10 protein-coding genes and 1 tRNA gene are annotated in these 14,715 nt (G+C 58.3%); 8 read left to right on the top strand and 3 right to left on the bottom strand.

Going from position 1 to position 14,715, the window contains the following annotated elements; genetic code table 11:
- The first annotated feature begins 87 nt into the window (after positions 1 to 87).
- Positions 88 to 1,485, top strand: a complete 1,398-nt coding sequence (locus tag RBH71_RS22960; RefSeq protein ID WP_003513377.1) for an MATE family efflux transporter — start codon at positions 88 to 90, stop codon at positions 1,483 to 1,485.
- A gap of 39 nt (positions 1,486 to 1,524) precedes the next feature.
- On the opposite strand, the gene carA is transcribed toward RBH71_RS22960, so the two are convergent.
- Positions 1,525 to 2,730, bottom strand: coding sequence for a glutamine-hydrolyzing carbamoyl-phosphate synthase small subunit (carA, locus tag RBH71_RS22955; protein ID WP_003513375.1), 1,206 nt, complete (start codon positions 2,728 to 2,730; stop codon positions 1,525 to 1,527).
- 339 nt (positions 2,731 to 3,069) lie between these two features.
- Between carA and RBH71_RS22950 the strand changes: the two genes are divergently transcribed.
- The 4 genes from RBH71_RS22950 to RBH71_RS22935 all read left to right on the top strand — a co-directional run bounded on the left by RBH71_RS22950 (position 3,070) and on the right by RBH71_RS22935 (position 9,452).
- Complete coding sequence (locus tag RBH71_RS22950; RefSeq protein ID WP_026330775.1) at positions 3,070 to 3,519, top strand: GatB/YqeY domain-containing protein; 450 nt, start codon at positions 3,070 to 3,072, stop codon at positions 3,517 to 3,519.
- Between the two features lie 382 nt (positions 3,520 to 3,901).
- On the top strand, positions 3,902 to 5,887 hold the full coding sequence (gene dnaG, locus RBH71_RS22945) for a DNA primase (protein WP_003513370.1): 1,986 nt from the start codon (positions 3,902 to 3,904) through the stop codon (positions 5,885 to 5,887).
- A 394-nt stretch (positions 5,888 to 6,281) separates the two neighbouring features.
- Positions 6,282 to 8,336 (top strand): RNA polymerase sigma factor RpoD, encoded by a 2,055-nt coding sequence (gene rpoD, locus RBH71_RS22940; RefSeq protein WP_003513359.1) that lies wholly within the window; start codon positions 6,282 to 6,284, stop codon positions 8,334 to 8,336.
- Between the two features lie 195 nt (positions 8,337 to 8,531).
- Positions 8,532 to 9,452: a DUF930 domain-containing protein gene (locus tag RBH71_RS22935; RefSeq protein WP_003513357.1), complete on the top strand. Its 921-nt coding sequence runs from the start codon at positions 8,532 to 8,534 to the stop codon at positions 9,450 to 9,452.
- A gap of 177 nt (positions 9,453 to 9,629) precedes the next feature.
- Here the strand turns inward: RBH71_RS22935 and RBH71_RS22930 are convergent, their stop codons facing one another.
- Positions 9,630 to 12,182, bottom strand: a complete 2,553-nt coding sequence (locus RBH71_RS22930; RefSeq protein ID WP_003513355.1) for an HWE histidine kinase domain-containing protein — start codon at positions 12,180 to 12,182, stop codon at positions 9,630 to 9,632.
- Positions 12,183 to 12,434: 252 nt separating this feature from the next.
- Between RBH71_RS22930 and RBH71_RS22925 the strand changes: the two genes are divergently transcribed.
- Together RBH71_RS22925 and RBH71_RS22920 are read left to right on the top strand one after the other, a co-directional pair.
- Entirely contained in the window at positions 12,435 to 12,860 is a 426-nt protein-coding gene (locus tag RBH71_RS22925; RefSeq protein ID WP_003513351.1) for a secondary thiamine-phosphate synthase enzyme YjbQ, read from the top strand.
- 159 nt (positions 12,861 to 13,019) lie between these two features.
- Positions 13,020 to 13,397, top strand: coding sequence for a hypothetical protein (locus RBH71_RS22920; RefSeq protein WP_003513350.1), 378 nt, complete (start codon positions 13,020 to 13,022; stop codon positions 13,395 to 13,397).
- A 172-nt stretch (positions 13,398 to 13,569) separates the two neighbouring features.
- Here the strand turns inward: RBH71_RS22920 and RBH71_RS22915 are convergent, their stop codons facing one another.
- Positions 13,570 to 14,313 carry an SIMPL domain-containing protein gene (locus tag RBH71_RS22915; RefSeq protein WP_003513348.1) on the bottom strand — a complete coding sequence of 248 codons (744 nt, stop codon included), beginning with the start codon at positions 14,311 to 14,313 and terminating at the stop codon, positions 13,570 to 13,572.
- 178 nt (positions 14,314 to 14,491) lie between these two features.
- Here RBH71_RS22915 and RBH71_RS22910 point away from each other — a divergent pair.
- Positions 14,492 to 14,567, top strand: a tRNA-Ile gene (locus RBH71_RS22910).
- Positions 14,568 to 14,715: the final 148 nt, after the last annotated feature.

Here is a 14,715-nt window from a genome sequence, read left to right as displayed (position 1 = left end):
GGTTGCGTGCAGGAAGGGAATATTTTATTCATCACCTGCTGCCATTGCGCAATTCGCGGGCAATGGCCAAAATTCAGGTGAATTACAATGTCTTCGTCGGTTGTTGCAGAAACCGTTCCCTCTGGATCGGGGTCGTGGCTTTCGCATTTCAAGGCTACGCTTGCGCTTGGAATCCCGCTTGTCGGTGCGCAGCTCGCGCAGCTTGGCATCCACACTACAGATATGGTCATCGTCGGTCAGCTCGGAGCTGAGAAGCTGGCGGCCATGGTGCTGGCCGGGCAGTTCTTCTTCGTTGTCTTCATTTTCGGCTCGGGATTTTCCGTGGCCGTGGTGCCAATGGTAGCGCAGGCTTACGGGCAGGGCGATGCGACGGCTGCCCGCCGCTCGCTGCGCATGGGCATGTGGGTTGCAATCGCGTACTGGATTCTTGCCTTGCCGATATTCTTCAATGCCGAGCGCATTCTGGTCTATCTCGGGCAAAACCCCGAAGTTGCGGCGTTGACCGGCCATTATCTCGCCATCGCCAAGTTCGGCCTTTTGCCGGCGCTGCTTTTTTACGTGCTGCGCGGGCTTGTCAGTGCCATCGGCCGTGCGGGCATCATTCTGTATGTCACCATCATCATGTTGGTGCTGAACGGTTTGATGGCCTATGCGCTGGTCTTCGGCCATTTCGGATTGCCGGTGATGGGTATGAACGGCGCGGCTGTCGTTGCCGTCATCGTCAATGCCTTCAGCTTCATCTTCATCGTCGCTTATGTGCAGACGCGTGAGGAAACCAGGAAATACGAGCTGTTCGTGCGCTTCTGGCGGCCGGACTGGCATGCGCTGTTCGAAGTGCTGCGCCTTGGCCTGCCGATCAGCATCACCATCCTTGCCGAAGTGACGCTGTTTGCGGCGGCTTCGATCCTGATGGGACAGATTGGCACCGTGCAGCTTGCGGCGCATGGCATCGCTCTGCAGCTTGCCTCCATCGCTTTCATGATCCCGCTCGGCCTGTCGCAGGCGGCGACCGTGAGGGTCGGTGTCGCGTTCGGTCAGGGTGATTTCAGGAACCTCGTGCGCGCCGCCATCATGGTCTACGCGATTGCCTGCGGCATTGCCGTTTGCGGCGGCATCCTGTTTGCGGCTGTTCCGGAATTTCTGGCGAAGTGGTTTCTTGACGCGAAGTTGCCGGAAGCGGCGGAAGTGCTTGCCTACGCAAGCAGCCTCGTGGTGATCGCCGGCATCTTCCAGCTGGTCGATGGTATCCAGGCCGTGACAGCAGGTTTGCTGCGCGGATTGAAGGATGCGCGCATTCCGGCGATGCTGGCGCTGATTTCCTATTGGCCGATCGGGCTGGCGCTGGCCTGGACCATGGCCTTTCCGCTCGGCTTTGGCGGACGTGGCGTCTGGTTCGGTTTCGTGATCGGCCTTTCGACGGCGGCCGTTCTCCTGACTATACGTTTCGTCATTCTGGTGAAGCGTGAAATGAAAACGGCCCGCTGAAAGCGGGCCGTATATTTTTCCTGATTTTTCGAAGATGTCTCAGCGCTCGGCGAGCGCTGCCTCACCTTGTCTCTCGCGCAGCAGGTTGACGAAGCGGCGGAAGAGATAGTGGCTGTCCTGCGGGCCGGGCGATGCTTCCGGATGGTGCTGGACGGAGAAGACCGGCTTGCCGACGATGCGCAGGCCGCAATTGGTGCCGTCGAACAGCGACGTGTGGGTTTCTTCGACGCCATCAGGCAGCGACTTGGCGTCAACCGCAAAACCATGGTTCATGGAAACGATTTCCACCTTGCCGGTGGTGAAGTCCTTGACCGGATGGTTGGCGCCGTGGTGGCCCTGGTGCATCTTTTCAGTCTTGGCGCCGACGGCCAGGCCAAGCATCTGGTGGCCGAGGCAGATGCCGAAGATCGGCAGGTCGCTGTTGATGAGGTTCTGAATGACCGGTACGGCATATTCGCCTGTCGCGGCCGGATCTCCCGGACCGTTGGAAAGGAAAACGCCATCCGGCTTCAATGCCAGAATGTCTTCGGCGGATGTCTGGGCCGGAACCACCGTGACCTTGCAATCGAGACCGGCGAAGAGGCGCAGGATGTTGCGCTTGACGCCGAAATCCACGCAGACGACATGGTACTTCGCATCGGCTTCATTCAGCGTGCCGTAACCCTCGTTCCAAACCCAAGGCGTTTCCGTCCAGGTGGAGGATTGGCCGGATGTGGCTTCGATGGCGAGGTCGAGGCCGACGAGACCGCTCCATGCCTTGGCTTCCGCCTTTAGCGCCTCAATGTCGAACACGCCGTTGGGATCATGGGCGATCACCGCGTTCGGTGCACCGTTTTCGCGTATCCATGCCGTCAGCGCGCGCGTGTCGATGCCGCAAAGGCCGATGACGCCGCGGGCTTTCAGCCAGGCATCCAGATGTTTGGCGGCGCGGAAGTTCGAAGGGTCGGTGATGTCGGCCTTGAAGATGACGCCGACCGCGCCGCGGCGGGCGGCTGGCGTCAGGTCTTCGATGTCTTCCTCATTGGTGCCGACATTGCCGATGTGCGGGAAGGTGAAGGTGACGATCTGGCCGAGATAGGACGGATCGGTCAGGATTTCTTCGTAACCGGTCAGTGCGGTGTTGAAGCAGACTTCGGCCTGTACCTTGCCGGTTGCGCCGATCCCCGTTCCCTCGATCACTGTGCCATCGGCAAGAACAAGCATTGCGGTCGGTTTGCGGGTAGTCCAGGGCGCTGTCTCGGTCATCTCGTTCCGTTTCTGCCGCTTCGCACCCCGCCTCTTGAAAGGCAGGGGGAGAGGGGCCATTTTTTGTCGCAGGCTTCGTGACATAAAGGGGCGCGCGAAAAACTCGCGTTTTGACCCTTCGTTAAAATCTCGTGCAGGTGCCGGAAAATAACGAAAGCTGCTTAAACGGTCAACCGCAGGCTCGAGATTTACGCGGAATTAAACCTTCGCACATTCAAAGGCTTATGCATTTGATTTGCTTGAGCGGGTTTGCTCGGTTATGTCGTTTCGAAAAATAAGGTGGAAAGTTTCCGTGTCGAGAAGCTGCGGAATGCACTTTCCCAAGGAGAAGAAGAAATGATGCGCGACACGTTCGCTAATACTCTGAAAGACGCGCTGAAGGCTCGTGACGCCCGGCGTACATCGACCGTGCGTCTCATCCAGGCGGCCATCAAGGATCGCGATATTGCCAATCGCGGCGTGGGCAAGGACCCCGTCACCGACGACGAGATCATGCAGATCCTGACCAAGATGGTGAAGCAGCGGGAAGAGTCCGCCAGCATCTATGATGGTGCCGGTCGCGCCGAGCTTGCCGCTCAGGAGCGCGAGGAAATCGTCATCATCAAGGAATTCATGCCGGAAGAGATTCCGGCCGAAAAGGTGCGCGAATTGTGCCAGGCCGTCATCAGCGAAACCGGCGCCTCCGGCCTGCGTGACATGGGCAAGTGCATGAATGCGCTCAAGGAGCGCTATCCCGGCCAGATCGACTTCGCGAAAGCCTCCGGCGTCGTCAAGGATTTGCTGAAGTAGGTTTCGCCCGTTCGGAAAAAGTAAAGGCAGGGCAGCCATGGCTGCCCTGCCTTTTTGCTGCCGACGAAGGCGCATTTCGGCGGATCAAAATGCGGTCACGCGCAGGCGTTTTTCGGGGGACGTGCCTGCGGGCGTCAGCAGCTTTATGAGAATGTCCGGGCGCTGCCTTTGAATATGTTTTATACCTCGGCGACGGTTGGCTCAAATTACAAAAACATAATTTTTTGTGATGATGCGCTGCCATAAATTTGCCCGAAGCGGGCGACAGCGGCGATGCGGTTTTAGTGCGATGGCCTGTGAATATCGGGTATTCCGGTTCTTTGGGTTTGGTACTGACCCCTTTCTGCGCTTATATGAAAGACTGGCCTCGAACAGGTAACCCATGCGATTTTCCAATTCTTTTCTCGATGAGATACGCGACCGCGTGAACATCTCCGATGTGATCGGCAGACGTGTGTCCTGGGATAAGAAGAAGACCAATACGCCGCGGGGCGATTATTGGGCCTGCTGCCCGTTCCATGGCGAAAAAAGCCCGAGTTTTCATTGCGAGGATCGCAAGGGGCGATACCATTGTTTTGGTTGCGGTGTTTCCGGCGATCATTTCCGGTTTCTCACCGATCTCGAGGGGTTGAGTTTCCCCGAAGCGGTTCAGCAGATCGCCGACATGGCCGGCATCTCCATGCCGCAGCCCGATCCGCAGGCTGAGAAGCGCGAGCGCGAGCGCACCTCTTTGCAGGACGTCATGGAAATGGCGACGCTGTTCTTTCAGGATCAGTTGCAGACCGCGCTTGGTGCGCGGGCGCGGGCTTATCTGCGCGATCGCGGACTGACTGGGCGCACCATCGAGACATTCAGGCTCGGTTTTGCTCCAGATAGCCGCAATGCGCTAAAGGAGCATCTGGCGAGCAAGGGTGTGGCGCGCGAACAGATGGAAGCCTGCGGGCTGGTGGTGCATGAAAACGTGCCGGTTTCCTATGACCGCTTCCGCGACCGCATCATGTTCCCGATCCTGTCGTCGCGCGAAAAGGTGATCGCTTTCGGCGGCCGCGCCATGGCGGCGGATGCAGTGGCCAAATATCTGAACTCCAACGAGACCGAGCTTTTTCACAAGGGCAATGTTCTCTACAATTTCGCCCGCGCGCGGCGCGCCTCGCAGGCTTCCGGTGGCACCGTCATTGCCGTCGAAGGTTATATGGATGTCATTGCGCTTTATCAGGCGGGTGTCGAAAATGCTGTCGCCCCGCTCGGCACGGCGCTGACGGAAAGCCAGCTTGAGCTCCTGTGGAAAATGTCGCCGCAGCCGATCCTCTGCTTTGATGGCGACGGCGCCGGCATTCGTGCCGCCAACCGCGCAGCCGATCTCGCCTTGCCGCATATCAAGCCTGATCGTTCGGTCAGCTTTGCGCTTTTGCCCGACGGAAAAGACCCTGATGATCTCGTGCGGCTGGAGGGGCGTGCGCCTTTTGACCGTGTGCTTTCCGAGGCAAAACCGCTCGCGGCGATGATCTGGAGCCGCGAGACGTCTTCGGTGACTTTCGATACGCCTGAAAAGCGTGCCCAGCTTGAAAGCCGGCTGCGGCAGATCGTTGCCGTGATCGGCGACGAGGCGGTGCGGCGTTTTTACCAGCAGGATATGCGCGACAGGCTGAATGCCTTCTTCCAGCCGCGTTTTCAGCAGGGCGGTTCGCAGGGTGGAAATTTCCGCCGCGATGGCCAGCAGGGTAATGGGCGCGGGTTCCAGAGGAACGCTTCCGGACGGGGTGGAGCCATGGCTGCGCCGGCCAGCAACATTTCCGACCGGCTTACCCAGTCGGGTCTGGTCAGGGGCCACCAGACCAAGCCTTCACTTCGTGAAAGCGTTCTCGCCATCACCATCGTCAACCATCCCGAACTGCTACTTGAGGAATATGACGAGATCGCCGCGATCGATTACGAGAACCGCGATCTGCAACGCCTGTGGTCGACTGTGCTGACGTTTGCTGCGGAAAGTGCGGCCGAGATTTCGCGGGCAGGGCTGATCGAGCGCCTGTCGCAGCAGGGTTTCGAGGTGCTTTTGAAAACCATGGACCAGCAGGTGCGCAATGCGCGCCTGTGGACGGCCACGGAACAGGCGGCGCTGGAAGATGCGCGTGAGGGATATGTGCAGGCGCTTTCCCTGCACAAGAGGACGAAATCCCTGCTCTGGCAGAAGCGCGAACTGGAACGGGAAATAGGCGAGGCGACGGACGACGAACGCGGCACGCTTCTGGTGCGGGCGCTGGCCGAAGTTCAGCTGGAAATCGGCCGAATGGAAAATCAGGAAGCGATCATCGATGGTTTCGGCGTCATGTCCGGCCGGGTAAAGGGTCCGGCTGTCGGCCATGGCTGAGGACTGCGGCAAAGAATAGAAAGACGTGTGGGGTTGCCTTTTGCTGCAAGCGCCCTAAATAGGGGGTAGTCTGGTGATAACTCGCAAAATGCGGCCCTTTTTATGAATTTCCGTGGCTGTCTCGCCCTCAAAGGCTTGACGGGGCGGGAAATAGCGGGAATCACCAATTCAGGAATAGTAAGGTGGAATGAGCCTTGGCGGATAGAAATTGCATGAGCAAGCATTTTCGGGTGCACTGTCTTTGCATTCTGCCTGAGGCTGCCGTGGTTAATCGGCAATTAAAGATCACTCCGTTAGGTGTCTGACAGTGATTCGCTGTTATCAGCCGGATGCTCTCAAGGCGAACGGCTATGCGGCGGAACAGGTGTTAGCGTCAGGGAAAGCGACGAGATAGATGGCAACCAAAGTCAAAGAAAACGAAGAAGCAGAAAACGAACGCGACGGTGCGACGGACGGTCCGCTTCTCGATCTTTCGGATGACGCGGTCAAAAAGATGATCAAGGCCGCCAAGAAGCGCGGCTATGTGACGATGGACGAGCTGAATTCCGTCCTGCCGTCCGAAGAAGTGACGTCCGAGCAGATCGAAGACACGATGGCGATGCTGTCCGATATGGGCATCAACGTTATCGAGGACGAGGATGCCGAGGAAGCGCCGGGCGAAGCCGAAAGCGACGATTCCGATAACGAAGAGTCCGAAGGCGGCGAACTGGCACCTTCCGGCGGTACCGCGCTTGCGACCGCGAAGAAAAAAGAACCGACCGACCGTACCGACGATCCTGTGCGCATGTATCTGCGCGAAATGGGTTCCGTAGAGCTTCTGTCGCGCGAAGGCGAAATCGCCATCGCCAAGCGCATCGAGGCCGGCCGCGAAACGATGATCTCCGGCCTTTGCGAAAGCCCGTTGACGTTCCAGGCGCTGATCATCTGGCGCGACGAACTCAACGAAGGCACGACGCTTCTGCGCGAGATCATCGATCTCGAAACCACCTATTCCGGCCCGGAAGCCAAGGCTGCCCCGCAGTTCCAGAGCCCGGAAAAGATCGAGGCGGACCGCAAGGCCGCCGAAGAGAAGGAAAAGACCCGCAGACTGCGTGCGCCCTCCGGTGACGAGGATGTGACTGATGTGGGTGGCGATGGCCTGCCGCCGGAAGAGGAAGAAGAGGACGACGACGAGTCCAACCTTTCGCTTGCCGCGATGGAAGCCGAGCTGCGTCCGCAGGTCATGGAAACGCTCGACACCATTGCCGACACCTACAAGAAGCTGCGCAAGCTTCAGGACCAGCAGGTCGAGGCTCGCCTTGCCTGCACGGGGACCCTGTCCTCCGGTCAGGAGCGCCGCTACAAGGATCTCAAGGACCAGTTGATCACGGCTGTGAAGTCGCTGTCGCTGAACCAGAACCGTGTCGACAGCCTTGTCGAGCAGCTTTACGATATTTCCAAGCGTCTGATGCAGAACGAAGGCCGGCTGCTGCGCCTTGCCGAATCCTATGGCGTAAAGCGCGACAGCTTCCTCGAGCAGTATCACGGTGCGGAACTCGATCCGAACTGGATGAAGTCGATTGCCAATCTGGCCGCCCGCGGCTGGAAGGAATTCGCCCGCGAGGAAAGCAACACGATTCGCGAGATCCGTCAGGAAATCCAGAATCTGTCGACGGAAACCGGTATTTCCATCGCCGAATTCCGCCGTATCGTTTCCATGGTACAGAAGGGTGAGCGCGAAGCACGTATCGCCAAGAAGGAGATGGTCGAGGCCAACCTGCGTCTCGTGATCTCCATCGCCAAGAAATACACCAACCGCGGCCTGCAGTTCCTCGATCTCATTCAGGAAGGCAATATTGGCCTGATGAAGGCAGTGGACAAGTTCGAATATCGCCGTGGTTACAAGTTCTCGACCTATGCGACATGGTGGATCAGACAGGCGATCACCCGTTCGATCGCTGACCAGGCGCGCACGATCCGTATTCCGGTTCACATGATCGAGACGATCAACAAGATCGTTCGCACCTCGCGCCAGATGCTGCACGAGATCGGCCGCGAGCCGACCCCGGAAGAGCTGGCGGAAAAGCTGGCCATGCCGCTTGAAAAGGTGCGCAAGGTTCTGAAAATCGCCAAGGAGCCGATTTCGCTCGAAACCCCTGTGGGTGACGAAGAGGATTCGCATCTCGGCGACTTCATCGAGGACAAGAACGCGCTGCTGCCTATCGACGCCGCCATTCAGGCCAACTTGCGCGAGACGACGACCCGCGTTCTCGCCTCGCTGACGCCGCGTGAAGAACGTGTTCTGCGCATGCGTTTCGGCATCGGCATGAACACCGACCATACGCTGGAAGAAGTCGGCCAGCAGTTCTCGGTCACGCGCGAACGTATTCGCCAGATCGAGGCGAAGGCACTGCGCAAGCTGAAGCATCCGAGCCGCTCCAGAAAGCTCAGAAGCTTCCTCGACAGCTAAGCCTTTGCCTGCGTTAAAATTGAACCCGGTCAGTCACCTCTGGCCGGGTTTTTTGTTTCCCGCACTGGCGATCTCTGCGACAAGCCTTATGTGTGAAAACAAAGCATTCCGCTTTTTCGGAAATGCTCAGGTTCGATTTGGCTCGATAACATGCAACAGGTTTCGGCAAGCAGATGGCGAGGGAAGGGATGGGCGGTGCCCGTCTCCGTGTTGCTGCATCTGGCTGTGGTCGCGATCTTTCTTTTTGAACTGCCCGAACGCATAGCCGAACCGCAGGAGCCGGAAAGCATCAGCGTCGATCTGGTGCCGCCGCCTGAGGAAAAGAAGCCGGAAGAAGCCAAGCCTCCCGCCGCCGAGCAGGCAAAGCAAGAAAAGCCGCAGCCTCCACCGCCGCCGCCCGCTCCGCCGGCAGAGGAGCCGAAACCTTCGCCGCCCTTGCAGGCGACGCTGCCGGCGATCGCCATGCGGCCGGAGGAGACGCAGGCGGACCCAGAGGACAAGCCAGGTAAGGCGGAGGAAGCGGACAAGACCGAGCCTTCCAAGGAGCCTGAAAGCCAGCCTGAAAAGACGGCTGAGGACAAGCCCGCGCCATCTGCCGCCAACGGCGATCTCAAGGCGTCCGCCGAACAGGGAGAAATTGCGGTTTCACCCGTCAAGCAAGAGGCTGAGCCGGAGAAGGCGCCTGTGCCGCAGGAGAAACCGGCTGCCGAAAAACCTGCCGAGGTGGCAAAGGAGAAGCCCGCGAAACTTCCGGCCGCGAAACAATTATTGTCTTCGTCGCTGCTTTCTCCGGCCCAAAGACGCCAGATGTTTGGTGATCTGCCGCCCCGCCGCCGCATTGTTCAGCTTTGCAGCACGGAGGCTCTGGCGCAAATTCAGGGCGCGGGTTTTGCCGCCCGTGGCATGATACCCTATTCGGATACGGGCGGGAGGATATCGGGGAATTCGATTGATGCTTCCGGCGGCGCATTCAACACCGGCAATAGCTGGCACGATGTGTCTTTTCAGTGCGAGGTCGATCTGGATAACTACGCCGTAACGGCCTTCCGGTTTAAAATTGGGAACGCCTTAACACCGGATGAGGCGAAAAAGCGGGGCTTCACCCGATTTCAATGAAGGCTAGTTTTTTTAACTTTCGGTTTGCTGACGAAGGTTTCCGTCCGCCACTCCGTCGTCCTCGGGCTTGTCCCGAGGATATGCAACCGACTGATTTTGTAGACGTGTTTAAATCCTTGGGACAAGCCCAAGGATGACGTCCAGTCTGGACATATCTCGGTCAGCAGGGCTGGGAGCTTACACCCTCTCCGTATCACCGACCAACAGCCCGATACCCGCCATCAGCGCATCCTCGTCGTACGGCTTCCTGATAACAGGCACGTTGCCGAAGTCGTCAGGCACCATGCTGGCATCGGCATAGCCGGTGGCGAACAGGAAGGGGATGCCGCGGCGGTGAAGCTCGCGTGCGACGGCGATGGAGGTGTCGGAACCGAGATTGATGTCGAGGATAGCCACATCCGGCACGTAGCTCTTCAGCTTCTCGATGGCCATTGCCGAGGAGGTCGCGGTTTCGATTGTCTTGATGCCGTTGTCTTCCAGCATGTTCTCCACATCCATGGCGATCAGCATCTGGTCTTCTACGAGCAATATTTTCAACGTTTCCTCCCGGTTGGACCGTCTGGGTTGTGGTACGGTGTCATCCTCCGTCTTCATCTCGGAAGCTGTCATGACTGCTGAGATATGGCGGGAGGGCAGGAGAATTTCCGCCTCCAGCCCATCAGGCAAATACCGGATGGTGCTGCGTCCACCCAGATCGTAGGGGATGCTGCGGCTGATGAGCGCCGTGCCGAACCCGGAGCGTGATGGTGTGGGCAGCTTGGTAGGCAGAGTTTCGCGCCAATGTATCAGGCAATCGCGGTTTTCGTCGACTTCCCAGCGCAGATCCAGTTTTCCGCCGGTCTGCGCAAGCGCGCCGTATTTGGCAGCATTCGTCGCCAGTTCATGCAGTACGAGGGCCATGACGGAAAATGCGCGCGAATCGAGCGTGACCTGTGGTCCGGCGAGATCAACAATAGCCTCGGCTGAACGGTGCGGCGACAATTCGGCGTCCAGCAGGTCGCGCAACGACCCGCCGCCTTCACCGCGAATGATCTGGTCATGGGCAAAGGACAGTGCCTGGATACGACCCTTCAGCGCACCGACATATTCCTGCAGGGTTTTACCCTCCTGCGAGGGATTGCCGACCAGCGATTTGATAATGGCGAGAACGTTCTTGACGCGGTGGTTGAGTTCCTCGTTCAGCATGCGCTGGCGCACTTCCGCGCGCTCCCTTTCGCCCGCCATCAGCTCGCTGTGATGGAATGCGACCTCGACCAACGCTATTCTTGCGGCTTCGGCAATTTCCCGGTCCGCATCTGACCATGGCTGCGCCTGCAGGCGCACGGTCTCCTTCCAGATCGCGAAGCTCTTGCGCGGCGTGAGACGATCGCCGAGCGGACCGGTCTCATAGGATTTTTCCGGGTTGCCGGCCCAGTTCAGGTTCTGCACGATCTCCCTGCGGAAAAACAGCAGATAGTCGTTTTTGACCTGCGACAGCGGAATGGCGAGCATTCCGGCTGCGATATCTGCATAAATCTCCGCTTCCGGTATGGCTTGCGAGATGGCATGGGTTGCCCAGACCCTTCCCTCACTGACAGAGGTTACGAAGCGCGCCAGCCTTGGAATGGCATCCGCGGGCGGCGTTGCGCCGTGGCCGTGCCAGTTGTTGTCCACCCAAAGCCCGACGCCGTCGCATGGCATCAGATCGGCAAAATCCTGGAAACTGTCGATCAGCAGTTCCTCGATGTGCGCGTGATGGGCGGCGAGCCGCAGGAAGCGGTCTAGAGCGGCATGGGCGTGGTTGACGGTATCGAGTTTGCGCTTCTGCTTAAGGACCTGCAAATGCATGGAGAAAAACTCTCCAAACATTTCTGCGGCGATTCTGACCGACATCGTCAGAACGCGTGGCGAATAATGGTGGCAGGCGATAAGACCCCACAGGGCGCCATCGACGATCACCGAAATCGACATGGAGGCACCAACGCCCATATTGCGAAGATATTCGCAATGGATGGGAGAAACGCTGCGCAAATGCGCGAATGACAGATCAAGCGGTTCACCAGACACATCGATGGCGGGCAATACGGGAACTCGTATTCCGCTGGCGTCGGAGATGATGCGCAGTGTGTTTTTAAGATAGAGCGTGCGGGCCTGCTGCGGTATGTCGCTTGCCGGAAAATATTGTCCGAGAAAGCTTTCCAGTTCCGGCTGCTTTGCCTCCGACACGACCTTGCCTGCACCGTCATCCTCGAAACGGTAGATCATCACCCGGTCGTAACCCAAGGTCGCCTTTACCAGCCGGGTTGTTCTCGAAATCAGGCTTTCGACCGTGTCTGCCTCGCGAATGCGGTCCACCATCTTACGTGCGGTGCCAAGCGGCTGGGTCTCGCTCCCCGACGGTTCGAATTCGATGATCGTCGTGGATTTATAGCGGTGGAGCGCAATATCGAAGCTGCGACCATCGCGCAGTTCCATATTGGGCAGCATGGCAGGGCGGGTGGTTCTGCCAGTTACCGTGAGTGCGTTGCGAAGGTCATGGACGAGATTTTTACCAAGCACTTCTTCGGCGGTTCTGCCGTTGATATCGCCATCGACGCGCAAAATCTCGCGACAGTTTTCCGAGTGTCGCAGGACCATGCGCATGGCGTTATCGCAAGCGATCAGGCAGCCGTGCGATTGAATATAACCTGGAATGTGGATGGGTTCGCGGTCGCAATTTGTCAGGTCGACATTATAATCAGTGGATGCCATGAATCTATCTCTCGCACCCTCTGCCTGTCTTGCACTGAAAATAGTTTAGTCGTCCGCAGACGGGAAAGCCTGAATGGTTCATTCTGATAGTGCCAATCCTTCCCCGTTTTTTGCAACCGTGACGCCGGTATTCCGTTCTATTAAAGGCAGCCGCCATGTCATGGAAGCACGCCTTTTCGCCATCAGTTACAATTCGACATGGTCCAACGTTTGCAGTGCCTAATTTGTTCCGAATTTTCTAAAGGAAATAACGTGCCGCAGAAGAAAATGACCATTACCACCACCCACGGGCAGGGGCTCTACGAATTTACGTCCGAGGCCGAGCGCTTTGTGAAGGAGGCAGGCGTGAACGAAGGCCTTTTGACCGTCTTCGTCAGGCACACATCCTGCTCCCTGCTTATCCAGGAAAATGCCGATCCGGATGTCCGGCGTGATCTGGCGGTATTTTTTTCCCGCCTCGTGCCACCTTCCGACGATGTCTCCATGCGCTGGGTCGTCCACACGCTCGAAGGCCCTGATGACATGCCTGCTCACATCAAATCGGCCCTGACCGCGGTTTCCATCGGAGTACCGATCAGCGATGGCAGGCTTACCCTTGGCACATGGCAGGGCCTTTATCTTTTCGAACATCGCGACCGGCCGCACCGCCGTGAAATCGTTCTGCATATCTCCCCATGATTCCCGTCAAAAGCCCTGCCTTTTCCTTTCGTTTTCCCGTTAATGTCTCTGAACGTCTGCTGAACATGCGGTTCTGTCGGCGTTCAGGCGGGCGGGTCTAGGGTCTCGTCAATCGCCGGGGGACGTCCCTGCCGGCGCAGAAACAAACGGAGTGAGTTCATGTTCAGTACCTTCGCAAAAGCCGGCCTGGCTGCCCTCATCGCCCTTGGCGGAATTTCCGTCACCGCTCCAGCTGCTTCGGCTGGCCCGGATGTTCAGCTCAGAGTTCAGGTTCAGGATGGATACGGTCATGACAGAGGCCGCGGCCCGGGCTGGGGTCGTCCCGATCGTCCTGGTCCGGGTTGGGGCCGTCCTGACCGCCCGCGTTACGGTTGCTCGCCGCGGCTTGCGGAGGAAAAGGCTAGCCGCATGGGTCTTCGCCGCGCGCGCGTTGTCGATGTATCGCCGCGCCGTGTCGTGGTTGCAGGCTTCGACCGTCGCGGCCCTGACCGCATCTTCTTCGCCAATGAGCGTGGTTGCCCGGTGATCCGTCGCTAAACGGCTGATATTGATCCGCGGAAATCCCCCGCCCTTCGCGCGGATCAAAAAAAATGCCCCTCGCTTGTTAATGACAGGCGGGGGGCGTTTCTTTTTGTGGCCTCTCGGGTGGCGGTTGCGCGCAGCCGTTCGGCAAATGCGGGCGGCGGGCAATGCCGCCGCTCCGACTGTTTTATTCGCCCAGGGCGAAGGTGACGTTGACAACCACGCTGTAGCTGTTCTCACCCGAAGCGATCGGCACGCTGTCGGCCTCCTTCGCCATCGAAGCGCGCATCATGGTCTGCGGCACCGGCATGGGGCGCTGCATGTTCTCGCTGATCTGGATCACGCGTCCAAGCTTCACGCCCGCCGCTTCCGTCAGCGTTTTTGCCTTGGCCAGCGCATCGGCAACCGCCTGCTTGCGAGCCTCGGTCACGGTTGCTTCCGGCTTGTCATTGGTGAAGGTAATATCGCCGCCTTGGTTGATACCGAGCTTGACGGAGGTATCGAGTATCTCGCCCAGCTTCTTCAGGTCGCGTACGCGCACGGTCAGTCCGTTGGAAACCTGATAGCCGGTAATTTCCGGTGCAACGTAAACGCCGTCTTTCGGTTCATAATGCTTATAAAGCGGCTGCACGGAGAAATTGCTCGTCTGCAGGTCGCGGTCTTCGATGGCGGACGCCTTCAGCGATTTTAGAACCTCGGCGAGCGCCTTGGAATTCTCTGTCAGAGCCGCAGCCGCCGTTTCCGCCTGCTTGACGACACTGAATGACAGGATCGCCATATCGGGCGCGATTGCCGACTGACCTTCGCCGGAAACACTGATGGTTGCTTCGCGCGGGGTGGCATCCTGCGCAAGGGCATTACCGGCAAGCGGCATCATTGCTGCTGCGGTCAATGCACTAAGTGCGAAAAGGCGGGCCTTTGTCGTCGTCATGGTGTTTCCTCGTTGATTGTGTCCCTTTGCAGGGTATTGCCTTAGATTGTGAAGCTAATACGGCAACGGCAGCTTGCGATAGCATCAATGGCTTGTCGGGCCGTAAAAATTACGTTAGAGCGTGACCCACCGGATTCGAACCATTGCGAAGCCGGTGTTTCGGATAATTTTTCCGAAAGGGCCTGTAGCTCAATGGTTAGAGCCGGCGGCTCATAACCGCTTGGTTGGGAGTTCGAGTCTCTCCGGGCCCACCATTTTCCTCTAGCTCGTCAGACTAGATGATTTTTTCGTCAATTCGATTGACCTGAAGAGCATTGATTTCATTGATTAAATTCCATTGTCACCGTTGGGTGAGCCGGCTTTTCCCGAGAGTTGACCAAAACCGCTATAACGCCCTCCGAG

Source organism: Rhizobium sp. AN68 (assembly GCF_030758035.1).
In the GTDB taxonomy this organism is placed as follows: domain Bacteria; phylum Pseudomonadota; class Alphaproteobacteria; order Rhizobiales; family Rhizobiaceae; genus Agrobacterium; species Agrobacterium tumefaciens.
Note: the sequence above shows the minus strand (reverse complement) of the source record. Positions and strands in the feature narration are given on the sequence as shown.

Bases quoted from the DNA above. Each gene is read 5' to 3' on its own strand.
- RBH71_RS22960 (WP_003513377.1), top strand. From the start codon at position 88: ATGTCTTCGTCGGTTGTTGCAGAAACCGTTCCCTCTGGATCGGGGTCG.
- carA (WP_003513375.1), bottom strand. From the start codon at position 2,730: ATGACCGAGACAGCGCCCTGGACTACCCGCAAACCGACCGCAATGCTT.
- RBH71_RS22950 (WP_026330775.1), top strand. From the start codon at position 3,070: ATGCGCGACACGTTCGCTAATACTCTGAAAGACGCGCTGAAGGCTCGT.
- dnaG (WP_003513370.1), top strand. From the start codon at position 3,902: ATGCGATTTTCCAATTCTTTTCTCGATGAGATACGCGACCGCGTGAAC.
- rpoD (WP_003513359.1), top strand. From the start codon at position 6,282: ATGGCAACCAAAGTCAAAGAAAACGAAGAAGCAGAAAACGAACGCGAC.
- RBH71_RS22930 (WP_003513355.1), bottom strand. From the start codon at position 12,182: ATGGCATCCACTGATTATAATGTCGACCTGACAAATTGCGACCGCGAA.
- RBH71_RS22920 (WP_003513350.1), top strand. From the start codon at position 13,020: ATGTTCAGTACCTTCGCAAAAGCCGGCCTGGCTGCCCTCATCGCCCTT.
- RBH71_RS22915 (WP_003513348.1), bottom strand. From the start codon at position 14,313: ATGACGACGACAAAGGCCCGCCTTTTCGCACTTAGTGCATTGACCGCA.